We start from the raw sequence: 23388 nt of genomic DNA, 5'->3' as shown, positions 1-23388 counted from the left end.
CTCGGAGATTGGAGAGGAAAATGGTAATGACAGTTCTCGAACGCATGGCGCTCATCGAAAGCATTCAAGAGGCGTTGGCCGACGGGACATTGGAAATCAGCGAAGCCGTCCGCCGTTTACGAGTTGAGGTGACAGGGCTGCATCAAATCCAATTCGCTAAGATGTGCAAAATTTCGGTCCGCACGTTGATACACATAGAGCACGCTGAGGGTAATCAAACGTTAAGGTCGTTGGACTCAATATTCCGATTGTTCGGGATGAAAATGGGCGTCGTGCGGCTTCGCCGAGAAATCAATTAAAACCCGACGCAGCCCGCAATGTGCCAATCGCTCTAGCTCCGCCGCACGTAAGCCTTGCCGTAATGCCGCTCCATACGCGCCTGAATCAACTCCAGCCCAATCGACATCAGCCAGTAAATGATCGCCGCCGTCGTCAGCATTTCGATGTAGCGATAGCTTGAGCGCCCGTATGACTGGGCGAGAAACATCACTTCCCAGACGCCCATCACCGAAATCAGTGACGAGTCCTTGAGCATCGAGATGAACTGGTTCGTCGTGGGCGGGATGATCGTGCGCATGGCTTGCGGCAGGGTGATGCGCCAGAAAATCACCGTCTCGCGCATACCCAGTGCCAGCGAAGCTTCGCGTTGGCCGTGGTCGACACCGAGGATACCGGCGCGAAAGATTTCGCTGAGATAGGCGCCGTAGTTCAACGACAGGGCAATGATGCCGGCGACGATGGCGCCGGGCACGATGCCCAGTTGCGGCAAGCCCAAATAGATCAGCAAGATCTGGATAAGCAGTGGCGTGCCACGAAAGAACGAGGTGTAAAAACTGGCGATGCCGAACGCCACGGCGCTTTTCGACAGGCGTGCCAATGCGGTGATGAAGCCCAGCAGGGACGAGGCGACAATCGAGCACACGCAGAGGAAAAGCGTCAGCGCCGCACCCTGTAGAAAACCGTTGGGCGCCAGGTGCAGACCGATCAGGTTGGGCAGTTTGTCGAGGATGATCGAGAATTTCAGGTCGAAGCTCAGGAAGAACCCGGCGAACAGGCAGAACAGCGCTGCCCAGGTCAGGTACAGCCGCGTACGAAAACCGAACATCCGTTGCAGGCGTGATTCAGCCACCGGTTGCGGTGGCTGTGGCGGTGTGGGGAAAGAAGTCATTGGCTGATGTCAGCGCCGATCCATTTTTGCGACAGCTTGCTCAGCGTGCCGTCCTGCTTCAGTTGCGCGAAGACTTCACGCACCTTGGCGTCCCATTGCGCATCACCCTTTTCGATGGCCACCGAGTTCGGCTCCGAGTACAGCGGTGCGCCGGCCAGTTTGAAGCGTTTGTCCTGGTTCAGACGTGGCTGCGCGGTGACGAGGTTGGTGAGGATGGCATCCAGGCGCACGCCGGCGCCCAGGCCCAAATCCTGGAAGGCGACGTTGTCGGTGTCGTACGGCGCGATCTGCACATCGTCGAACGGGTACTGCAACTGGGTGTCTTCGGCGCCTTCAATGACCAGGTTCTTGTTCAGATAGCTTTCGTAACTGGAGGCGCTGGTGAGGCCGACTTTTTTGCCACTCAGATCCTTGGCGTCGTGGATCCGCTCATCCTTGGCGTTGACCACGATCACTGCCGGCGAAGCGTAGTACTCGACCGGGAAATCGAACACCTCGGCGCGGGCCTTGCTCGGTGTCATCGAGCAGATGCAAATATCGTAGCGCCCGCTCCAGCGGCCGGCCGCAATGACGTCCCAGGACGGCGTTTCCAGTCGTAGCTTGACGCCTAACTTGTCAGCCACGGCCTTGGCGACATCAACATCGAAGCCATCAAGCTGGTTCTGGTCATTGAGAAACGAGAACGGTGGATAGCTTTCCATCAGCACACCGACCAGCTCTTTTTTCTGCTCGATACGATCCAGCGTGGCGCCAGCAAAGGCTTGAGTGGAGGCGGCCAGAATGGTCAGGCCCAGGGCCAGTAGCGGATTAAATTTCACAGTCGATCCCTGGATAAAAAAGAGGTTGTTTTTAACGGAATGGTGCGTATTAAATAGTTATAAGAACGACTCTGATAGTGAGTTATTTTCATAAGCATATGAGTGAAAAGCATATGGGCGCAGGCAGCACGATTATTCTCGATGGCGGCATGGGCCGTGAGTTGCAGCGCGCCGGGGCGCCATTTCGCCAGCCGGAGTGGTCGGCGCTGGCGTTGAGCGAGGCACCGCACGCGGTCGAGGGGGTACATGCCGCTTATATCGCCAGTGGCGCCAATGTGATTACCACCAACAGTTATGCCGTGGTGCCGTTCCATATTGGTGAGGAGCGTTTCGCCGCTGAAGGGCAGGCGCTGGCAGCGTTGGCCGGTGAGCTGGCGCGGCGTGCGGTGCAAGTCTCGGGGAAATCCGTGCGGGTAGCTGGCTCATTGCCGCCGCTGTTTGGCTCCTATCGTCCGGATCTGTTCAACGCCGACCGAGTGACTGAGTTGCTGACGCCCTTGGTCAATGGCCTGGCACCGCATGTTGATCTGTGGCTGGCGGAAACCCAGAGTTCGATCGCCGAGGCGCGCGCCATTCATGCGGGGTTGCCGAAGGATGGCAAACCGTTCTGGTTGTCGTTCACCTTGAAGGACGAAGACACCGATGAAGTGCCGCGCTTGCGCTCTGGCGAGCCGGTCGCCGAAGCGGCTGCGGTGGCGGCTGAGTTGGACGTGCAGACGTTGCTGTTCAATTGCAGTCAGCCAGAAGTGATCGGTGCCGCGATTGATGCGGCGCGTGAAACTTTCGAACGTTTGGGGGTGAAGATAAACATTGGTGCTTACGCCAATGCGTTTCCGCCGCAGCCAAAGGAAGCTACGGCCAACGACGGACTCGATCCGTTGCGTGATGATCTGGATCCGCCGGGTTACTTGCATTGGGCGATTGACTGGCAGCAGCGCGGTGCCAGCCATTTGGGCGGTTGCTGCGGGATCGGGCCGGAACACATCGCGGTGCTTGCGCAGAAACTGGTGTAACCGCAGATCAAAAGATCGCAGCCTGCGGCAGCTCCTACACGGGATTGACGTTCACCCTTTAGGAGCTGCCGCAGGCTGCGATTTTTTGCTTTTCAGGTAATCACGATCGGCATTCGACCAGGCCTTTCACCTGCCCGTCGGGCGTCTGATTTTCATCCGACAGCCACTGCTCGAACCCTGCCGCAATCGCCGGCCACTCGCCATCCAGAATCGAGTACCACGCAGTGTCGCGGTTCTGGCCCTTGACGACCATGTGCTGGCGGAACACGCCTTCGAAGCTGAAACCCAGACGTTCGGCGGCGTATTTCGAGCGGGCGTTGCCGTTGTTGCATTTCCATTCGAGGCGGCGGTAGCCGAGGTCGAAGGAATGTTTGGCCAGCAGGTACACCGCTTCGGTGCTCCTCGGCGAGCGCTGCATGGGTGCGCCGAAAGTGACGTGGCCGATTTCGATGCGGCCCTGGGCCGGGACGATCGACATCAGGCTGAGGATGCCTTGCACCTGATTGGTCGCGCGATCAACCACGCTGAAGAAATACGGGTCGCTGGCGGCCGCGTGGTTGTTCAGCCAAGCGTTGAACGCAGTGCGCTCCGGGAACGGGCCATAAGGTAAATAATCCCAGAGTTTCGGATCGGCACCTGGGCCTTCGAGGGCGGCGAACAGCTGGTCGCCGTGGCGCGCCGGGTCGAGTCGTTCCAGGCGAATAAAGCGACCTTCGAGCAGGGTGGCGGTGGGGGCGGGGACACCTTTCCAGTCTGCGAGTGATGCGGTCATGCGTGCGTCTCCTTAAAGGGCTTTGCGAAACTGGATGAAGCCCGGGCGTTCAGCGATGCGCTCGTAGAGCTGGATCGCAGTGGCGTTGGTTTCGTGGGTCAGCCAGTGCACTTTGCCGCAGCCGTCAGCCTTGGCGGTAGCGTAGACGTGTTCGATCAACAGACGGCCGACGCCAGTGCCACGGGTCTCGGGGATCACCAGCAGGTCTTGAAGGTAGCAGGAGTTTTCGATGCTCCAGTTCGAGCGATGGTAGATGTAATGCACCATGCCCACGGCTTTACCGTCGGCCCAGGCGAGTGCGGCGTGGGTAGGTTCGTTCGGGTCGAGAAAGCGCTGCCAGGTGCTGTCGGTCACGGCGTCCGGCAGTTCGGTGTTGTAGAACCGCAGGTACGCCTGCCACAGCGGCAGCCACGCGGCGTGGTCGCCGGCGCTGACCTGGCGAATGTCGATCTGACTCATGGTGATTTCCTTAGCGCATCAATCGGGCGAGGGTTTGATCATTGATTTCCGGGCTGGCCGCCAGGCCTTCGCGCACGCCGGCAATGTCTTCGGCGCTGCGGTTCTGGCTGAGCTTGCGCTTGCCTTCGAGGCGGTCGATGGGAATGGCGAAGCCGACAATCGCTTTGAGCATGCCGTCGATGTAATCGGCAGGCGCATCGGCGACGGACCACGGTTGCGCGCGGCCGGCTTCATGACGGTCGGTGAGGGTGCTGACGATGTCGAGCAAACGCCCACCATCGCTGAAGGTTTCGGCGTGGCCATAGGCGTGCACGGCGATGTAGTTCCAGGTCGGCACGACTTTGCCGTGCTCGGCCTTGCTCGGATAAAAGCCCGGGCTGACGTAGGCGTCGGCACCGGCGAAGATCAGCATGGCTTCGGCGCCGTCGCGCAGGTCTTTCCATTGTGGATTGGCGCGGGCCAGGTGCCCGTAGAGCGTGCCGTACTCACCTTGTTCGCAATGCAGCAGCACCGGCACATGGCTGGCTTGCAGGCCACTTTCGCCGTGAGTCACCAGAATGGCGAGGCGGGTGGCGAGAATCAGTTCGTGCAGTTGGGTCAGGTCTTCGATGGCAAAGGCGCGTGGCGTGTACATGGACAGATTTTCCTTGGCGAATGCCTGCATCGTAGGCAGGCTATTGGTCTGTTGTAAGAGCCATTGATGACCAATTTCATAGGTCCATTGCCATGCCCGATTCGCCGACGTTGTCCATGCCATTCAACCCTGCCGGTATCGAGCTTGATCGCCGGCAGGGTTTGAGTCGCCAGCTTTATCAGGCGTTGCGCCTGCGTGTGCTGGATGGGCGATTGGCGAGTGGTACGCGGTTGCCGGCCAGTCGCGATCTGGCGGCTGCGTTGGGCATTTCCCGCAACAGTGTGGTGCGCGCCTACGATCAACTGTATGCCGAAGGGTTTATCGAGGGGCGGGTCGGCGATGGCACTTATGTTGCGCAATTGATGCCGGTAGCGGTTTCCCCGAAAAAACTATCCACAAAAGTATCCACAGGGTTTTCAACAAGCTTACCCACAGCCTTATCCACAAATTGGCTGGATTCACCTGTGATTCCATCCAGTAAAGTTATCCACAGCGGGACCTTTTCGCGTATCGAAAAGAACCATTTGCCCCGGCCGCCGAGTGGTCCACCGCGAGCCTTTCGGGTCGGTGTTCCGGCGTTTGATCTGTTCCCGTTCGAGGTGTGGGCCAAGCTGAATGCGGCTTTCTGGCGCAAACCGAATCTGGAGCAACTGTGTTACGGCGATCCGGCCGGCGATGCGCGTTTGCGCGCCATGATCGCGGCTTATCTGCGTAGTTCGCGTGGCATGCAGTGTTCACCTGAGCAAATTGTGATCACCAGCGGCGCACAACAGGGCATTAGCCTTTGTGCACAGTTGCTGGTGGAGCCCGGCGACGGTGTGGCGATCGAAAATCCGGGCTACCGCGCGGCCGGTCATGCGTTCGCCGTGGCGGGCGCTCGTTTGCACGGTATCGCCGTGGATGACGAGGGTATGGATTGCTCGGCGCTGTCGGCGACCGCGGATTGTCGCGTGGCTTATGTCACGCCCTCTCATCAGTACCCGACCGGCGTGGTGATGAGCCTGGCGCGACGTCTTGAACTGCTCGCCTGGGCCGAGCGTTGCCAAGGCTGGATCGTCGAGGATGACTACGATGGCGAGTACCGCTACACCGGTGCACCACTGGCACCGTTGGCGGCACTCGATCGACAGGGACGCGTGCTGTATGTCGGCACTTTCGGCAAAGTCGCGTTCCCGGCGCTGCGACTTGGGTATCTGGTACTGCCGCCGGGGCTGGTGGATGCATTTTCACAACGGCGGGCTGTGGATGTCCGGCATTCCGAAGTGAGTACACAAGCCGTGATGGCCGAATTCATGGCCGCCGGGCATTTCCAGCGACATATCCGACGCATGCGACGGGCTGCTCTGAGTCGCCGCAATACACTGCTCAAGGGTTGGCCGAGCGCTATTGCCGGTGTCGGCGAGCTGCCTGCCGTCTCGGCCGGATTGCACTTGACCGTGGCCGTAGACAGCCTCGAGCGCGAGCAGCAGTTGATTGCGCAAGCGGCTCGCGTCGATGTCGAGATCAACGGTTTGAGCAGCTACTGGCTGCCTGATTCCACCACGGCCATGGATCAGCGCGCCGGGTTGGTACTGGGGTTTGCTGCCGTACCTGAAGCGGCGATCAACTCAGCGTTGATTCGGTTACGACAGGCGTGGCAGGTTTGAGAAACAGCGTCTGTGCGGATTTGTCGGAAATTGTGCTGCGATGGATATCAATGAGTGCCTGATTGTTGAGCAAGCGTGGCTCATAAGCCCCTCCCATATGTCGTTGTGCAACGGTTTTCATATGGCCGGTGGGGAATGGAGTGACGGGCGCTTGCGCGCTGCTGTAATGGAAGTGTGCGTAACACAGCACCTTGTGAGTGTGGACGTCGCGTATTTCGTATTCGTCGAGAAAATCGTTGGCGTGACTGCGGAGCCGGCGCCGGGTCACGGTTTGTGACGTCGTCACTTCCCCCTTGTCCTTCAGCCAAAGGATCCCGGCCGCCGTCGGGGGCTGTTGCTTGACCATCCGGATACGGGTGCTGGTGCCTTTTGCTTCAAGGTTGTTAGCGGCTTCGTCAAGCTTGTGGCCAAGCGCTTCGGTCGGTTTTTTAAGGTCGGCAGTCAGATTGCTGGCGGTCAACGCTTCATCGATGTCTGCGTTGGCTTTGCGCAAGATTGCAGCTTGTTTGTGATAGTCCTCTTCGACCTCGACAGGAATCCGTGGCCCTCGTTTGAGTTGGGCTTCGATACGCCGGTGGAAGGTGGCCAGACCGTCGATCAGGGCCTGACCTTCACGAATACTGGTATTCAGGTTTGGACTGGGCTTGGGCGGTTTCGGTTTGGCTGTGCGCTGTTCGACCCAGACACCGGGTGATTCTTCCTGGAAGGTGGCGATGACGCCCGTCAGGGTGGTGCGCACTTCGACCAGGTCGGTATCCGGACTTTCGATGCTCTTTTTTCGTTCGCCGACTAATGTGCCCCTGGATTTGGTTTTGATGATCCGGCGCGTCGATGATGATGCCGATGTCGGCCGGGATGGCCCGGGCAGCGGTTCCAGCAAGTGTTTGTAGCGCAGCAACTCGACCAGTTTTACGTCCGTGCGGGCTTTGAATGCGCTCACTCGGCTGCGCACATGTTCCAGTCGTGCGGTGTTGATCTGCTCGGGATAGTCGATGAGCAGATCGCCAAAGCGTTGATCGATGGCGGTAAATTGTTCGGCAACGTTGCTCAAGGCATCCGTGCGGTCACGCAGGTTGTCGAGGCTTTCGTCGCTGGTCAGGTTCAGCGTGCTCTGGATACTCAGTGCAGCGTCTTCGATGAGGGTGGCCAGTGTCTGCCGCGCGCTGGCGTCAATCGGCGTGTCACCCGGCTTGATGCAGATCTCCTGGCCGAGGCTGATCTGTAGCAGCTTGAGGTCGTTGAGATCATAGTTAGGCAACATCTTGCGATACAGTTGAATAACCTCGACAGCCTCTTTTCCCAACAGCGTCAATTCGTCAAAACGCGTCTGTGCCGACTCCATTTTTTCGATAATGGCTTGCGTCTGATCGGTCATTTTTTCGAAGGTGTCGATAAACGCCTGGAGGGCGAATCGGCTTTCATCGGCAAGCATTGTCTGCATCGTCTTCAGGCTGGTCTGGAGCTCCGTGGAGTGCAGTTCGAGCCACTCCTGTCCGAGAAACAACTGCATCTGCAGTCGCTGAATCATCACGGTGCGGTAATTGGGAATGGGTTCCTTGTGATTCAACGCTTTGATTTGTTCGATGTTCGTAGCGTAAGCCTTGCGCTGTGATTCAAGCGTAGTCAGATATTGCTCACGCAGCTGTGCCCTGGACTGCGCAAGGGCGTTGTCGAGCGCGGCGCGGTGGGCGTCAAGTTGAATCTGTTTGGCCGTCATCGTTACGTCGAAAGCACTGATTTGGGCCGTCAGTTGCTTCGCTGTCTTTTTGCTGAAGTCCTGAGCTTTCTCAAGCGCACTGTCGAGTCCGCCGCCTCGCAGGCGCAAGCGCAGATCGATCACCCATTGGCCATTGGCAGTGCGGGTCAGTAGCGGTCCGGGGCGCGCCGTTGCTTGGCGTGAGTCGATGATCTGGACGTCTGCGTGTTCATTGATGGTGACTTCGAACCAGCGCTTGCCCACCGGGGCGAACCATTGTTTCTGGCGCGGATAGAGGTGTCTGTGGGTGCCCTCGCTGGCGGCATCGCCGATGCCTCTGGGTTTGGCGATCTGAAAACTCTCGAGCAAAGTGGTCAGTGCGACGGGAGATCGCTTCAGTGCGGCAAAAGGGTTTACCGACAATTCATGGGTGCTGGGCAGGGCGCTGCCGGAGATATCTGGCAGCTTTAATGCAGTGCTGATGACGGCGGCGGTGGTGATGGGCTGAACGGTTTCTTCCTGTGTCAGTGGTTCGCTTTGTGGCTTGTCGCCGACCGCTGCGCGATGGGCGAGCACCATGCCCAATGCCAGAAGAATATCGGTGAGAGCGGTCCAGGCGATCTTGCCGGATTGCTCATTGGCGACGTCGCTGACTTCTTGCAGGTCGTCCATGATCTGCCAGATCCAGGCCGCTGTGCCGACGCTGCGTCCCAGGAACGGCAATGCCGCGTTGAACAACATCCAGCCGCCGTGTTTGAGCGTGGCCCAGCGCGCTTCTGCATCGGAGACCGACTGGCGATCAGCCTGGGTAATCACCGCCTGAACGTTACTGTTGTGCAACGTCGCCAGCACATCCTGCTCAATCGCCGCGGTCCCCAGTGCCACCGGACCGGACATGTCGAGAGCGGTAGTAGGGTTGATCAGCAATTGCGGGATCGTCCAGACCGAAGGCAGCCGGGCAGTGAAGACGAACTGGCTGTAGTTGAAGCGTACATCGTCCGGCAACCAGGCCAGAACTGACTCACGCAGTTGGCGAGACTGCTGGATTTCGTACGTCAGGTTGGCGTGAGAGGGGAACTGCATCAGCGCCATTTCGAACAGTGGCCGATAAAGCACGCAAGGCCCTTTTTCCACCGCGCGCGGGCCGATGATGAACATGTTATCGACGGTGTCGGCCTCTGAGCGGGTGCGATGGGCCACAAATGCCAGCGGGCGAATGACCACTTCCTCGTGATCGACATGCCGCTCCTCGTCAGTGCTGGCCAGTGCGGCGACGACATAGCGGTAACCCAGATAAGTCATGCCCGCCTTGCCCTGGATTTTGTTTTGCAACGCCAGCAGTGGCAGCTCGATGGGCAACTGGCTGGTGTAGAGCCCTTGCAGCGCGGTCGCTTGCTCGGTGTCGTCGACCAGCAGGTTCTGCAAGTGCGCCGGGTAGGTCTTGCCGATATCGACCGTGCTGACCAGCGTTTCCACGTAACTGACGGTCATCCAGTCGGGCAATTCGCTGCCGTCCTTGTAACGTACGGTCTTGTTGCCGATTGGCTGTCCGGCAAGGTTCTGCAAGGCAAGTTCAATGAGTGACAGTGTCTGGGTCTGCGTGTTGCCCGGCAAGACGAACGTGCCCCAGACCACCAGGCTGGTGATGCTGATTTCAATGTCATCGATCGCTACGTCGCCGGCCTTCGGATGGTCCTTGAGCATCTGCTGTTTCAGGGCATCGCGGGTGAACGCTTGCAGGCTGACGACTTCGCTCTGGAAGGTTTTTCCTTTGTTCGCATGCTGCACCATGGTCAGGTCCAACAGGTGCCGGCTGTAACGGGTTTGATCGGCGGGCGCGGCGCTGTCGAGCCAGGCTGGCAGCATCGGGCGCAGACGCTCGATATGCGGTTTGAGGCGCGGTGTCGGTTCGCGCGGATCGCCAACAGTTCCTGGGTGCGGGTAGGGTGGGCGGGGCCCAGACTCTTGAAAGAAATTGATCGCGCCGAGGGCATCAGCTTCCAGCGCAATCAAGGTGCAGGCCTGATAGTCGAAGAAATTGCCTTGCGGTTCGAACAGTCGCCATGCCAGACCGACACCGGAAGCATCAGTGCCGTACCGCCGCAACAAAGCCTTGCCGAGTTCATCCAGCGATTCGAAGCTTTCGAAACCCTGGATCACCGAGTACGTGATGATCCAGGTGCGCTGGCCATCGGTACCGATCAGCACGGCGGTATCGAGCAGGGACAGATGGTTCTGTTGGTCACCCTCGTTGCGGTCCAGATCGACCAGGCAGGCGCGTACCTGGTATTTGCCGGTTGGCCGGCGCTGGTGGTTGTCCGGGTGCTGGTAAACCGCCTCGACCATGGTGCGCTGGTCGGTATCCCAGTCAGGATTGGCTTCGACGTTCCACAGCTTGCGCAAGGATTGCGACATCTGTTGCCAACGCGGTTGTCCCGGGTAGGTGAATTCGTCCCAGTAATTGACTTGCTGTTCCTTGTAGGCAATGAACAGCAATGGTGCCAGATCATTGAGCAGCTTGCCGATGGCGCTGATTTTCACCGGCAGCTGAATGGCTGCGGGCTGGTCGGGCTGCAAGGTCAGATAATGCTCACCGTCGAGATACGTCACGGCAGTGCCGGAGAGGCCCAGGCGCACCAGTGTGTCGGTCAGCGATTCGATCAGGTGGCGGCCGGGGACGACCCGATCACCCTGAATGACCCAGGTCGGTCTTACGACCACGGCCCGTTGGGGGTCGATCTCCAGATCCGGATATAGCGTCTTGAGCGCCGGACGCAGGGTTTTCGAGGCGACTTCTCGCAGCGATGGGCCGGTCACCAGTTGGGTCAGGATATCGACGGCGCTGGGCGAGGGGATTTCGGGCATGGGCAACTCCTGCTCTGATGGGCGCGCCGAAACGGCGGCGGTTCCGGGCAAGGTAGAGGCAGGCTGCGGGGCGTGTGCGGTAGATAAATATTGCCGACGAAAAAAGACCCGCGTGGGCGGGTCTGGTTTCATGCGTGTCCGACTAGCGCATGGTTACTGCTCGAATCCTTCCAGCACGTTCACCGCATTGATGCCGATCTCTTCCACCGCGTAACCGCCCTCCATGACGAACAGCGTCGGTTTGCCGAGTCTGGCGATGCGTTTGCCCATTGCCAGGTAATCCGGGCTGTCGAGTTTGAACTGCGAGATCGGGTCATCCTTGAAAGTGTCGACGCCTAGCGATACGACAATAACGTCGGCGCCATAGCTTTCGATCTCCTTGCAGGCCTGATCGAGCGCTGCACTCCACACCTCCCAGCCGGAGCCGGCGGGCAGCGGATAGTTGAAGTTGAAACCTTCACCGGCACCTTCACCGCGCTCGTCGTCGTAACCGAGGAAGAACGGAAACTCCGCTTCCGGGTGGCCGTGAATCGAGGTGAACAGCACGTCGCTGCGCTCGTAGAAAATCGACTGCGTGCCATTGCCGTGGTGATAGTCGACGTCGAGGATCGCGACCTTCTTGTGGCCCTGATCGAGGAACGCCTGCGCGGCGATGGCAGCGTTGTTGAGGTAGCAATAACCGCCCATGAGATCGCTGGCGGCGTGGTGTCCCGGTGGCCGGCATAGCGCGAAGGCACTGCGCGCGCCACGCTGGATTTGCGCTTGTGCGGTCAGGGCAACTTGCGCCGCGCTGTACGCCGCTTGCCAGGTGCCGGCGGTGATTGGCGCGCCACCGTCGAAACTGTAGTAACCGAGCTGGCCGTGCAGGCTGGTCGGTTTGATCGCACGCAGGGTCCGCGCCGGCCAGGTGTAGGGCAGCAAGTCGCCGTCGGTATTGAATTCAGTCCAGCGCGCCCATGCGCCTTTGAAGAAGTCGAGGTAGTCGCGGCTGTGGACGCGGGCGATCGGCTCCAGACCGAAATCCTTCGGTTCCTCGACCGCGCCGAGGTTCTGGTTTTTCACGCGTTGCAGCACATGGTCGGCGCGCGACGGCATCTCGAAGCACGGCTTGAGCTGGCCATCGATGAGTTCGCAGCGGCCATGGTGCAGGTGGTGATCGTCTGAGTAGATCGTCAGCATTTGTTGTTCTCCGCAGGGCTGATTCGGTTGCTCTCAGTGTTGCGGGACAAGACGAATCGGAAAACGGCAGGAAAGGCCAAAAGGGGATGGATGTGGCCAAAAACACTGACCGCAATTCGCCCCTGCTTCAGGCCCTGAACTGACTCGGCGCCACGCCGCTCCAGCGCACAAAGGCATGGCGGAAGCTGGCGGTCTCACTGAAGCCGAGGGTTTCGGCGATGCGGTAGATCGGCAGTTGATCTTCACACAACATCTGCTTGGCCCGCTCGAAGCGCAGCTCATCGAGCAGTTCCTGGTAGCTGCTGCCCATATCTTTGAGATGCCGGCGCAAGGTGCGCGGCGAGCACTTCATCTGCTGCGCCAGACCTTCCAGCCCCGGCGCGGCGTTCAATTGCGCGCTGAGCAGCTGCCGAATCCGCCCCAACCACGCCTGACGCCCGGTGAACTCCAGGTTCTGCTTGCGGCAGCGTTCGGCCATGGCTTGATGGGTGATGAGATCGGCCAGCGGCAGCGGTTGATCGAGCCAGTGACGGTCGAAGGCGAAGGCGTTGTCCTTGGCGGTGAAGTGCAGCGGACTGTCGAAGTGCTCGGCATAGCTGTCGCGATAGTCCGGCGCCGCGTGTTCGAACCGCGTGGCAAGCAATGGCAACGGATGCCCGAGCAAGTCATCGCAAATTACTTTCAGCGACACCAGGCAGAATTCGGCATTGAACACCGCCATCGCCGGACTCTCGCGATAATCGGCGGCGACGAACCAGACACGCTCGCCATCGTCTTCCAGGCTCAGTTCGAAAAGTGTTCCCAACAGCGCCGGATAACGGATCGCCAGGCGCAAAGCGTCACCGAAGGTGGCACACGTCAGCAGGGCGTAACCGAGGATGCCGTAGCAGGAAACATGCATGCGCCGACCCAGCTCCAGACCAATGTCATGCTTGAGCGCGACCGCGTTGGCGCAGACCTGCATCTCCTGATTGGTGGTGATGCGGGTGTCGGCACGGCTGAGATCCGCCGCACTGATGCCGCTGCCGGCCAGCAACGCTTCGCTCGACAGGCCTTCGGCTTTGAAGGTGTTGAGGATTAAGGATACGGCGTTGAGAGTGGTGAGGTGGGAGTGGAGCATGGGACCTTCCAGCCTTGAGATGGCTGGAATGCAGCAAGTTGCATGCCGCAGCAGCCCCTCACCCCAGCCCTCTCCCAAAGGGAGAGGGGGCCGATTGGCGGATATTGGCGAGATACGCCGACCTGAAAAAACGCTGCCGAATCCATAATCGACTGTTTTTTTCAGGTCGGCGTATAGCGCAAGACACTAAGGTCAGTTCCCTCTCCCTCCGGGAGAGGGCTAGGGTGAGGGCCGATCCAGAGCCATGCTCAGAGCAGCTCACCACACAAGTCCAGTTCGATCAGCCGACGCACTTCTTGAGTTTCAAGGCCTGCACCGAGCAACCCATGCAACTTGCCGAACGCTGCCTCACGAGTCATGCCACCACCGGACAACACGCCGACACCGCGCAAGCGACTGCCCGCCTCATACACATCCAGCTCAACGCCACCTTCATGGCACTGCGTCACAGCAACTACCACCACGCCGTTATCCCGCGCACGGCCAAGGCTTGCCAGAAACTCAGGGTTGTCGCTCGGCCCGGTGCCGCTGCCGTAGCACTCCAGCACCAGACCTTGAATGCCGCTGTTGAGCAGGCCGTCGAGCACTTCGGCACTAATGCCCGGGAACAGTGGCAGCACGGCAACCTTGGCCAGTTGCTTCGGCTGGTTGTAGTTCAACGACGCTGGAATCGATAGGGCTTTGATACCGCCGCCCTGACGCTCCAGGCGCTTGAACGGATGACGGCCAAAACTGCGCACTTTCGCGCAACGGGTCGGCGCCAGCAGTTCGCCGTGGAAGTACAGGTGCACGCCCGGTGCCAGACCCTGGCCGAGGGCAACCAGTGCGCCGCCGAGGTTTTCCCAGGCATCGCTGTCGGTGACGCCGGCCGGCAGCATGGACCCGGTGAAGCACACGCGGGCGTGCAGGCCGAGCAACTGGAAACTCATCGCCGCCGCGCTGTAAGCCAGCGTGTCGGTGCCGTGCAGGATCAGCACGCTGTCGCAACCTTGCACATCAACAGCATCGACCACCGCTTCTCGCAGTTGCTGCCAATAAGCCGGAGTCATGTTGGCGCTGTCGATCAGCGGCGACATCTCGCGAAAGCGCCACTGCGGCACCACCAACTCAGGCTGGCTGTGCAGGTAATCGCGCATCCGCGCTTCGAAACCGGACGCCGGGGCCAAACCATTGGCGCTGGCCTGCATGCCGATGGTGCCACCGGTGTAGAGCACCATGACGTGTTGGGCGGCGGGGTAGGTCGACGAATTCATGGGGATTCTCCGAAAGGATGAGTTCCTGTAGGAGTGAGCCTGCTCGCGATAACGGTCTTTCAGCCAACATTGATGTTGAATGATGAACCGCTATCGCGAGCAGGCTCGCTCCTACAAGTTATTGCACCACAATAACTGACGGGCGCAGGGGATGCGCCCGTCATTTACCTGTCAGCGTTGCGCTGCAGGCACGCCTTGCGGCTCGGCTTCAGTCTTGCCGGCAGCGGCAGACGGATGGGTCGGCCAGGCCTTCAGGTCGAGGTCCAGATCGGCAAATTTGCTCGAGTCGAACACCGGCTGTTTGACGCCCGCGCGGCGCTGCGCGTCGTAGTCGCGCATCACGCGCATGCCGACCTTGAACAGCATGGCCAGGGCGATCAGGTTGACGAAGGCCAGGCAGGTCATGGTGATGTCGGCGAAGGCGAACACGGTCGACAGGTCCTGCATCGAACCCCATACCACCAGCGCCAGTACCAGACCGCGGAAAATCATCAGCGCGGCGCGGTTGCGGGTGAGGAACTGCAGGCTGTTTTCGCCCAGGTAGTAGTTGTAGAGGATGCAGGTGAAGACGAACAGCGACAGCGCGACGCTGACGAACATGCGACCCCAGTCACCGACCACAGCGGCCAGCGAGTTCTGGGTCAGGACGATGCCGTCACCTTCGAAGCCCGGGGTGTAGAAGCCCGACAGCAGGATCAGCAGCGCGGTGCAGGTACAGATCACGAAGGTGTCGAGGAACACGCTGAAAGCCTGGACCACGCCCTGAGCGCCCGGGTGCTTCACGGCGGCCACGGCAGCGACGTTCGGCGCACTGCCGAGGCCCGCTTCGTTGGCGAACACGCCACGCTTCACGCCCATGACGATGGCGCTGCCAAGCAGGCCGCCAAAGGCCGGGTCGAGGCCGAAGGCGCTCTTGAAGATGGTTTCCAGCATGGCTGGCACGTGTTCGATCTGGGTACCGATCACGTACAGGGTCACGCCGATGTAGGCCAGGGTCTTGATCGGTACCAGCAGGTCGGACACCGAGGCGATGCGCTTGATGCCGCCGATGAAGGTGATCGCCAGCAGCACCGCGAGGACGATACCGGTGTGTTGTGGGTTGAACTCAAAGGCGTTCTGCAGCGAGTGGGTCACGGTGTAGGACTGCAGGCCAATGAAGGCGAAGCCGTAGGTGACCAGCAACAGGACGGAAAACACCACTGCCATGCCTTTGAGCTTAAGGCCGTGCTGGATGTAGTAGGCCGGGCCACCACGGTACAAGCCGTCGCCATCGGCGCGCTTGTAGACTTGGGCCAGGGTGCACTCGAAGAAGCTGCTGGACATGCCGACCAGTGCGGTCACCCACATCCAGAACACCGCACCCGGACCACCGAGGGTCACGGCGATGCCGACACCGGCGATATTGCCTGCACCGACACGGCCGGCAAGGCTGAGCATCAGGGCCTGGAACGAGCTGAGTTGCCCGGCGCTGCCTTTGAGGCTGTCGCGGAACACCGCGAACATGTGGAAGAAGTGACGCAATTGAACGAAACGCGAGCGAATCGTGAAGTAGCTACCGAGCCCGACAATGAGCACGATCAGTACTTTCCCTGAGAGGAAGTCGTTAATGACTTCGAGCATGGATTTTTCCTCGCTGTTTATTGTGTAAGCAAATACTGGATGGAAGAAACATCGTGTTACACCGGTGTGCGCGCGGCACGACGGGTGAGGCGAAGGTTTCGTCCGGTTCCATTTCGCGGGTTTGTTATTAGTTCGGGTTTCGCATGGGTTATGGCCTCGTTACCGACGACCGCTCACGCGAAGAGGGGCGGCACTATACCGATCAGTGACGCGCCCGTCTGCACGGTAGTGGTGCAAGCGACGAAACGAGGCTTTGAAACACCCGGCGTTACCGGCGCCGGGCTTGTGCGGGAACTGCTCTGTGTGGGAGCGGGCTTGCTCGCGAAAGCGGTATTGCAGACGCATCGTTTTTGAATGTGCCGCCGTCTTCGCGAGCAGGCTCGCTCCCACATTGTTCAGTCCCCAGACATACGGGTCTCAGGGTCAGAAAGTTAAAAAAAAGGGCTTGGGGACTAAATCCCCAAGCCCTCAAAAGGTGAGAGGTGTCTAGTCCCTCGACCTGGTGAGCGGTGCTACAAGTAACGCGTCGGTTCAGGCTTTGAGCGGAACCAGACGTGGAGCAATCATGTTTTCCGGGCGCAGGATGTCGGCGAGCATGGCTTCGTCGAGCAGACCTTCTTCGCGCACCAGTTCCAGTACGCCGCGGCCGCTTTCAAGGGCGAGACCGGCGATACGGGTGGCGTTTTTGTAGCCGATGTACGGGTTCAGTGCGGTGACCAGACCGATCGAGTGTTCGACCAGTTCACGGCAGCGCGCTTCGTTGGCGGTGATGCCGACGATGCAGTGCTCGCGCAGCATGTCCATGGCGCGTTGCAGCAGGCGGATCGAGTCGAAGATCTTGAAAGCGATCAGCGGCTCCATCACGTTCAGTTGCAGTTGGCCGCCTTCGGCTGCCATGGTCAGCGCCAGGTCGTTACCGATGACCTGGAACGCAACCTGGTTCACAGCTTCCGGGATCACCGGGTTGACCTTGCCGGGCATGATCGAGCTGCCTGGCTGACGCGCTGGCAGGTTGATTTCGTTGATGCCGGTGCGTGGGCCGCTGGACAGCAGACGCAGGTCGTTGCAGATCTTCGACAGCTTGACCGCCGTGCGCTTGAGCATGCCGGAGAACAGCACGAAGGCGCCCATGTCGGAAGTCGCTTCGATCAGGTCGGCCGCCGGTACCAGCGGTTGACCGCTGATCAGGGCCAGACGCTGTACCGCCAGCGCTTGATAACGCGGGTCGGCGTTGATGCCGGTACCGATCGCGGTGCCGCCCAGGTTCACTTCAGTCAGCAGTTCCGGGGCCAGCGTCTTCAGACGGGCCAGGTCTTCACCCATGGTGGTGGCGAAAGCACGGAATTCCTGGCCGAGGGTCATCGGCACGGCGTCTTGCAGCTGGGTACGGCCCATTTTCAGGACGTGATCGAATTCTTTGCCCTTGGCGGCGAACGCTTGAATCAGGCTGTCGAGGCTGGCCAGCAGGGTGTCGTGACCGAGCAACAGTCCCAAGCGAATCGCGGTTGGGTAGGCGTCGTTGGTCGACTGCGCCATGTTGACGTCGTCGTTCGGGTGCAGGTACTGGTACTCGCCTTTCTGGTGACCCATTGCTTCGAGCGCAATGTTGGCGATCACTTCGTTGGCGTTCATGTTGGTGGAAGTACCGGCGCCACCTTGAATCATGTCGACCACGAACTCTTCGTGGAAATCACCGCGGATCAATCGGGCACAGGCTTCGCTGATGGCTGCGTGCTTGGCTTCGCTCAGGTGACCCAACTCGCGGTTGGCGTCAGCAGCGGCCTGTTTGACCATTGCCAGACCGACAACCAGTTTCGGGTAATGCGAAATCGGAACGCCGGAGAGACGGAAGTTGTTCACCGCTCGCAGGGTCTGGATGCCGTAATACGCTTGAGCCGGTACTTCGAGGGCGCCAAGCAGGTCGTTTTCTGTGCGGAAAGATGCAGCGGAGGACATGATAGAAATCATCTCGATATGGACCCGGTCTGTGCCGGAACGCTGCGAATGCTAGGCTTGTGGGAAATTTTGGGCCAATGCTGTTCAGCACTGCCCTATGCACATTCGGCATAATGCCCATGTGACGCCGCGTGCGCGGCAGACGTGTGACCTGTTTTGGTGCGTGTCCGGGAGGACGTGATGAATCTGGAAAGCAAATGGCTCGAGGACTTCAGTGCTCTGGCCGCCACCCGCAGCTTCTCGCAGGCCGCTGAACGACGCTTCGTGACCCAGCCGGCGTTCAGTCGACGGATCCGCAGTCTGGAGGCTGCGCTGGGGCTGACGCTGGTCAATCGCTCGCGCACGCCGATTGAGCTGACGGCAGCGGGGCAGCTGTTTCTGGTGACCGCACGCACCGTGGTCGAACAGCTCGGCGAGGTGCTGCGCCATCTTCATCATCTGGAAGGCGGGCAGGGCGAAGTGATGCAGGTTGCTGCCGCTCACTCGCTGGCGCTGGGTTTCTTCCCGCGCTGGATCGCACAACTGCGTAATGAAGGTTTGAACATCGCTACGCGATTGGTCGCGACCAACGTTGGCGATGCGGTGCATGCGTTGCGTGAAGGTGGCTGCGATCTGATGCTGGCGTTTTATGACCCGGACGCGGCGATGCAGATGGACCCGGAGATTTTTCCGTCGCTGCATTTGGGCCAGACCGAAATGCTCCCGGTGTGCGCAGCGGATGCTGATGGCAAGCCCCTGTTCGATCTCGAAGGGGACGCCAGCGTGCCCTTGCTGGCGTACAGCGCCGGTGCGTTTCTCGGGCGTTCGGTGAATGGTTTGCTGCGTCAGCGTCAGCTGCGTTTCACCACCATTTATGAAACCGCGATGGCGGACAGCCTGAAAAGCATGGCGCTGGAAGGACTGGGCATTGCCTGGGTGCCGCAACTGAGCGTGCGGGCGGAACTGGCGCGTGGTGAGTTGGTGGTCTGCGGCGGCCCGCAATGGCATGTGCCGCTGGAGATTCGCTTATACCGCTGCGCGCTGGTGCGCAAAGCCAACGTGCGCCTGCTGTGGCGCAAGCTTGAAGGCGGCGCTGCCCAAAACTCTTGAACCCACCCGCAGCCCCTGTGGGAGCGAGCTTGCTCGCGAAAGCGGTGTGCCAGACAACATCAATGTTGCCTGACACTCCCTCTTCGCGAGCAAGCTCGCTCCCACAAGGGATTTGCGGTGTTCTGTCGCTGACCTTCAAGTCAATAAAACCGGGCATTTGCGGCAGATGACAGATGGTCGCGCAGGGGGCTGTTTATTGCTTTCTTTGCGGTATACTGCGCGGCCTTCGGCCGGCACGTCCGGCCATTTTTCGTACAATCAAGCCACGCAACCTGCGTGGCTTGTTGTTTTATGACGCGCCTGCGGGCGCTCCAGAGAGAAGAGGCGCGACGATGAGTGCACTGGTTGGCGTGATCATGGGCTCCAAGTCCGATTGGTCCACCCTTAGCCACACCGCCGATATGCTGGAAAAGCTCGGCATCCCGTACGAGGTCAAGGTGGTCTCTGCTCACCGCACCCCGGATCTGCTGTTCCAGTACGCCGAAGAGGCTGAAAGCCGCGGCATCGAGGTGATTATCGCCGGTGCCGGTGGCGCGGCCCACTTGCCAGGCATGTGTGCGGCCAAGACCCACCTGCCGGTGCTGGGCGTGCCGGTGCAGTCGGCCATGCTCTCGGGCGTCGACTCGCTGCTGTCGATCGTGCAGATGCCAGCGGGCATTCCGGTCGCCACCCTGGCCATCGGCAAGGCCGGCGCAATCAACGCAGCCTTGCTCTCGGCGAGCATCCTCGGTGCCAAGCATCCACAGTTCCACGCGGTGCTGAAAACCTTCCGTGCCGAGCAGACAGACAGCGTCCTGGACAATCCAGACCCACGTATTGCCTGAGGTTGTTGAGATGAAGATCGGTGTAATCGGTGGCGGCCAGTTGGGTCGCATGTTGGCCCTGGCGGGTACCCCGCTGGGCATGAACTTCGCTTTCCTCGACCCTGCGCCGGACGCCTGTGCGGCCGCGCTGGGCGAACACCTGCGGGCCGATTACGGCGATCAGGATCATCTGCGCCAATTGGCCGATGAAGTCGATCTGGTGACCTTCGAATTCGAAAGCGTCCCGGCCGAAACCGTGGCATTCCTCTCGCAATTCGTCCCGGTCTACCCGAGCGCCGAAGCCCTGCGCATCGCTCGAGACCGCTGGTTCGAAAAGAGCATGTTCAAGGACCTGGGCATCCCGACTCCGGCCTTCGCCGACATTCAATCGCAAGCCGATCTGGACGCCGCCGTGGCTTCGATCGGTCTGCCGGCCGTGCTGAAAACCCGAACCTTGGGTTATGACGGCAAGGGCCAGAAAGTCCTGCGCAAGCCGGAAGACGTGGTCGGCACCTTCGCCGAGCTGGGCAGCGTTGCCTGCCTGCTGGAAGGTTTTGTGCCGTTCACCGGGGAAGTCTCACTGATCGCCGTGCGTGCCCGCGATGGTGAAACGAAGTTCTATCCGTTGGTGCACAACACCCACGACAGCGGCATCCTCAAGCTGTCGGTGGCCAGCACCAATCACCCGTTGCAGGCGTTGGCCGAAGACTACTCGAGCCGCGTGCTCAAGCAGTTGAACTACGTCGGCGTGATGGCGTTCGAGTTCTTTGAAGTGGACGGTGGCCTCAAGGCCAACGAAATCGCCCCACGCGTGCACAACTCCGGGCACTGGACCACCGAAGGCGCCGAGTGCAGCCAGTTCGAAAACCACCTGCGCGCCGTTGCCGGCCTGCCGCTGGGCTCGACGGCCAAGGTTGGCGAGAGCGCAATGCTCAACTTCATCGGCGTGGTACCGCCAGTTGAGAAAGTCATCGCTATCGAAGACTGCCATCTGCATCACTACGGCAAGGCCTTCAAGGCCGGGCGCAAGGTCGGTCACGCCAACCTGCGCTGCGCCGACATGGCCACGCTGCAAGCGCAGATCGTCAAGGTCGAAGCGCTGATCGCCGAGTAAAACAGTTTCATGTGGCAGCGGCGGAACCATTCAGGGGCCGCCGTTCTCTCATGGCAGGATGCCAAAGTCTGTCTAGGCTTTGGCTGAGTACCCTGTCTCACCAATGCAGTTCCATTTTGACGGCGCCTGTTGCCGTCACGCTGCGTTGCCGCTCCTCGCCATAGCCAGCTATGACTCGTCGCGGCGCCTCGCTTGAGCGCAACAGTCACTCGTCAAAAGTGGAACGCATTGGTGAGACAGGGCACATCTACCAAATCAGAGGGAAATGCCATGGGAATTATCGGAACCATCTTTATCGGCTTGATCGTCGGCCTGCTGGCGCGGTTCCTGAAACCGGGCGATGACAGCATGGGCTGGATCATGACCATCCTGCTCGGTATCGGCGGTTCGCTGGCAGCCACTTACGGCGGCCAGGCTCTGGGCATCTATCACGCGGGCGAGGGCGCAGGTTTCATCGGCGCACTGGTCGGCGCCATCGTGTTGCTGGTGATCTACGGTCTGATCAAAAAGAACTGATCCAAAGCGACAAAGCCCTCTCTGCCAAAGTGGCCGGGAGGGCTAGAATGCTCGGCGATTCATTGTTCCTTCCTTTCTATACCGAGCACTTTCATGCGCCGTCTTCTGTTGACTCTTCTCTTTCTGGGCAGCGGTTTGGCCCACGCCGGCGAACTGCCGGAAACCGACTGGCTCGAACTGATGCCCAAGTCGGACCAAAAGGCCCTCGAGGCCATGCCTGAAATCGACCACAACTCCCCGGAAGCCACCGGCACCTTCACCGAGAAGGGCGGGATGAAACAGGCCAAAGGTCTGCCGGCGGTGATGTATTCGACCAAAACCGTGGCGTCGATGAACGACAAGCACATTCGCATCGGTGGTTATCCGGTGCCGTTGGAGTCCGACGCCAAGGGCCGCAGCACGTTGTTCTTCCTCGTGCCGTATCCGGGCGCGTGCATCCACGTGCCACCACCGCCGCCGAATCAACTGGTGCTGGTGCGTTATCCGAAAGGTTTGAAACTGGACGATATCTACACACCGTTGTGGGTGACCGGCACGCTGAAAGTCGAGAAGGTCAGCAATGATCTGGCCGATGCGGCGTATGCGCTGGAAGCGGACAAGGTGCGGGTGGTGCAGGAGTCTGATCTCTAACAGTCACCACGAAACAACTGTGGGAGCGAGCCTGCTCGCGAAAGCGGTGTGTCAGACATATGAATGTTGACTGATACAACGCCTTCGCGAGCAGGCTCGTTCCCACATTTTGTATTGCGGTGCTGTTAGAGCGGCTTGCTGGCGACACTCACGCCCATGGTATGGCTCGCGCCCGGCGCCAGGCTGACGATGTCATCCATCACATTCGCCGTCTCGATGCACAGCATGCGCTGCCAGCCATCATTATCCATATCCGCCAACGCCGCAGCGCGGTCAATCCACGGATTCCAGATCACTGCCGTGCGTGAGCCGGTAGCCGTCAGCACAATGCGTCTTTCCCAGGCTGGATCGACAATGCTCAGCTGTGGCGGCGCATCGAGGTAGATGCGGTCGGTCTCACCGGCAAAATGCAGGTCGCCTTGCTGACTGTTGATCTTCCAGTCATCCAGCGTCTCGATGTAGTTCAAGCCATCCACGCCATCGACGTGCACATTGCGCACGTCACTCACTGCGAAATAAGTGTGCAGCGCCTGACTCAGGCTGACGGTGTCACTGCCACGGTTGTGGCTGGTCAGGCTGAAACTCAGTTGCTCGGACAAATGCAGGGTCAGGGTCAGATCGACTTCGTGCGGCCAGCCCGGCAGGCCACCGTCAGGGTAGGGCAGCTTGAACTCGACCTTGATGCCGTCAGCCTCCGATTCGATGCCGCCCAGCTCCCAATCCATCGCCCGTACCAGACCGTGCGCGGGTGCCGGTTGCTCACCGGTGTACATGGCCTGCACGTTCTGCGGGTTGCGTTCGAACTTGCCGAACCACGGCCAGCACACCGGCACACCGGCACGAATGCTTTTGCCCGTCTTGAAGTCGGCCTTGTCGTTGAGCCAAATGATCGGCGGCTGCCCATCGATCTGATAACTGAGGATGTGCGCGCCTTGCTGGGCTACCAGCACTTCGGCCTGACCGTGGCGGATGCGCCAGCAGTTCAGTTCATCCAGTTTCACCGCTTCAACGTTGGGCGTGTTCATGGGACAGCTCTC

20 protein-coding genes are annotated in these 23388 nt (G+C 60.1%); 8 read left to right on the top strand and 12 right to left on the bottom strand.

Annotation, left to right across the window (positions count from 1 at the left end):
* The first annotated feature begins 20 nt into the window (after nucleotides 1–20).
* Nucleotides 21–299 carry a helix-turn-helix domain-containing protein gene (locus F8N44_RS01870; RefSeq protein ID WP_127930287.1) on the top strand — a complete coding sequence of 93 codons (279 nt, stop codon included), beginning with the start codon at nucleotides 21–23 and terminating at the stop codon, nucleotides 297–299.
* Between the two features lie 32 nt (nucleotides 300–331).
* On the opposite strand, the gene F8N44_RS01865 is transcribed toward F8N44_RS01870, so the two are convergent.
* Together F8N44_RS01865 and F8N44_RS01860 are read right to left on the bottom strand one after the other, a co-directional pair.
* The gene (locus F8N44_RS01865) at nucleotides 332–1168 is read right to left on the bottom strand and encodes an amino acid ABC transporter permease (RefSeq protein ID WP_150649080.1); all 837 of its coding nucleotides are present in this window, start codon (nucleotides 1166–1168) and stop codon (nucleotides 332–334) included.
* Nucleotides 1165–1986 (bottom strand): ABC transporter substrate-binding protein, encoded by an 822-nt coding sequence (locus F8N44_RS01860; RefSeq protein WP_150649079.1) that lies wholly within the window; start codon nucleotides 1984–1986, stop codon nucleotides 1165–1167. Before F8N44_RS01860 ends, F8N44_RS01865 begins: the two co-directional genes overlap by 4 nt.
* 113 nt (nucleotides 1987–2099) lie before the next feature.
* Between F8N44_RS01860 and F8N44_RS01855 the strand changes: the two genes are divergently transcribed.
* Nucleotides 2100–2999: a homocysteine S-methyltransferase family protein gene (locus F8N44_RS01855; RefSeq protein ID WP_150649078.1), complete on the top strand. Its 900-nt coding sequence runs from the start codon at nucleotides 2100–2102 to the stop codon at nucleotides 2997–2999.
* 100 nt (nucleotides 3000–3099) lie between these two features.
* Here F8N44_RS01855 and F8N44_RS01850 read toward each other — a convergent pair whose 3' ends face one another.
* Genes F8N44_RS01850 through F8N44_RS01840 form a run of 3 tightly spaced genes read right to left on the bottom strand, consistent with a single transcriptional unit; the run spans nucleotide 3100 to nucleotide 4864 of the window.
* A complete protein-coding gene (locus F8N44_RS01850; protein ID WP_150649077.1) occupies nucleotides 3100–3771 on the bottom strand; it encodes a GNAT family N-acetyltransferase in 672 nt (223 codons plus the stop codon).
* Between the two features lie 12 nt (nucleotides 3772–3783).
* Nucleotides 3784–4230: a GNAT family N-acetyltransferase gene (locus F8N44_RS01845; RefSeq protein WP_150649076.1), complete on the bottom strand. Its 447-nt coding sequence runs from the start codon at nucleotides 4228–4230 to the stop codon at nucleotides 3784–3786.
* Between the two features lie 10 nt (nucleotides 4231–4240).
* On the bottom strand, nucleotides 4241–4864 hold the full coding sequence (locus F8N44_RS01840; RefSeq protein WP_150649075.1) for an FMN-binding negative transcriptional regulator: 624 nt from the start codon (nucleotides 4862–4864) through the stop codon (nucleotides 4241–4243).
* A gap of 92 nt (nucleotides 4865–4956) precedes the next feature.
* Here F8N44_RS01840 and F8N44_RS01835 point away from each other — a divergent pair, with 92 nt between their 5' ends.
* Nucleotides 4957–6510, top strand: a complete 1554-nt coding sequence (locus F8N44_RS01835) for a PLP-dependent aminotransferase family protein (RefSeq protein ID WP_150649074.1) — start codon at nucleotides 4957–4959, stop codon at nucleotides 6508–6510.
* Here F8N44_RS01835 and F8N44_RS01830 read toward each other — a convergent pair.
* The 6 genes from F8N44_RS01830 to aspA form a co-directional block, all read right to left on the bottom strand.
* Nucleotides 6467–11071, bottom strand: coding sequence for a dermonecrotic toxin domain-containing protein (locus F8N44_RS01830; protein WP_150649073.1), 4605 nt, complete (start codon nucleotides 11069–11071; stop codon nucleotides 6467–6469). The two genes, F8N44_RS01835 and F8N44_RS01830, sit on opposite strands and share 44 nt — an antisense overlap.
* Before the next feature lie 153 nt (nucleotides 11072–11224).
* Complete coding sequence (locus tag F8N44_RS01825) at nucleotides 11225–12250, bottom strand: histone deacetylase family protein (protein ID WP_150649072.1); 1026 nt, start codon at nucleotides 12248–12250, stop codon at nucleotides 11225–11227.
* Between the two features lie 127 nt (nucleotides 12251–12377).
* Complete coding sequence (locus F8N44_RS01820) at nucleotides 12378–13370, bottom strand: AraC family transcriptional regulator (protein ID WP_150649071.1); 993 nt, start codon at nucleotides 13368–13370, stop codon at nucleotides 12378–12380.
* Between the two features lie 248 nt (nucleotides 13371–13618).
* A complete protein-coding gene (locus tag F8N44_RS01815) occupies nucleotides 13619–14623 on the bottom strand; it encodes an asparaginase (protein ID WP_150649070.1) in 1005 nt (334 codons plus the stop codon).
* Nucleotides 14624–14794: 171 nt separating this feature from the next.
* Nucleotides 14795–16243, bottom strand: a complete 1449-nt coding sequence (locus F8N44_RS01810; protein ID WP_150649069.1) for an alanine/glycine:cation symporter family protein — start codon at nucleotides 16241–16243, stop codon at nucleotides 14795–14797.
* Nucleotides 16244–16774: 531 nt separating this feature from the next.
* Nucleotides 16775–18199: an aspartate ammonia-lyase gene (aspA, locus tag F8N44_RS01805; RefSeq protein WP_064116482.1), complete on the bottom strand. Its 1425-nt coding sequence runs from the start codon at nucleotides 18197–18199 to the stop codon at nucleotides 16775–16777.
* Between the two features lie 180 nt (nucleotides 18200–18379).
* Here aspA and F8N44_RS01800 point away from each other — a divergent pair, with 180 nt between their 5' ends.
* The 5 genes from F8N44_RS01800 to F8N44_RS01775 all read left to right on the top strand — a co-directional run bounded on the left by F8N44_RS01800 (nucleotide 18380) and on the right by F8N44_RS01775 (nucleotide 22351).
* Complete coding sequence (locus F8N44_RS01800) at nucleotides 18380–19288, top strand: LysR substrate-binding domain-containing protein (protein WP_064589862.1); 909 nt, start codon at nucleotides 18380–18382, stop codon at nucleotides 19286–19288.
* A gap of 332 nt (nucleotides 19289–19620) precedes the next feature.
* Entirely contained in the window at nucleotides 19621–20112 is a 492-nt protein-coding gene (gene purE / locus F8N44_RS01795) for a 5-(carboxyamino)imidazole ribonucleotide mutase (protein WP_007920220.1), read from the top strand.
* A 10-nt stretch (nucleotides 20113–20122) separates the two neighbouring features.
* Nucleotides 20123–21205 carry a 5-(carboxyamino)imidazole ribonucleotide synthase gene (locus F8N44_RS01790; protein ID WP_150649068.1) on the top strand — a complete coding sequence of 361 codons (1083 nt, stop codon included), beginning with the start codon at nucleotides 20123–20125 and terminating at the stop codon, nucleotides 21203–21205.
* A gap of 270 nt (nucleotides 21206–21475) precedes the next feature.
* Nucleotides 21476–21721 carry a GlsB/YeaQ/YmgE family stress response membrane protein gene (locus tag F8N44_RS01780; RefSeq protein WP_007920223.1) on the top strand — a complete coding sequence of 82 codons (246 nt, stop codon included), beginning with the start codon at nucleotides 21476–21478 and terminating at the stop codon, nucleotides 21719–21721.
* A gap of 93 nt (nucleotides 21722–21814) precedes the next feature.
* Nucleotides 21815–22351: a DUF3299 domain-containing protein gene (locus F8N44_RS01775; RefSeq protein ID WP_007920225.1), complete on the top strand. Its 537-nt coding sequence runs from the start codon at nucleotides 21815–21817 to the stop codon at nucleotides 22349–22351.
* 125 nt (nucleotides 22352–22476) lie between these two features.
* Here the strand turns inward: F8N44_RS01775 and F8N44_RS01770 are convergent, their stop codons facing one another.
* On the bottom strand, nucleotides 22477–23376 hold the full coding sequence (locus F8N44_RS01770) for a D-hexose-6-phosphate mutarotase (protein WP_150649067.1): 900 nt from the start codon (nucleotides 23374–23376) through the stop codon (nucleotides 22477–22479).
* Between the last annotated feature and the right edge of the window lie 12 nt (nucleotides 23377–23388).

This window comes from Pseudomonas fluorescens, assembly GCF_902497745.1.
Taxonomy (GTDB): Bacteria; Pseudomonadota; Gammaproteobacteria; order Pseudomonadales; family Pseudomonadaceae; genus Aquipseudomonas; species Aquipseudomonas fluorescens_BM.
Note: the sequence above shows the minus strand (reverse complement) of the source record. Positions and strands in the feature narration are given on the sequence as shown.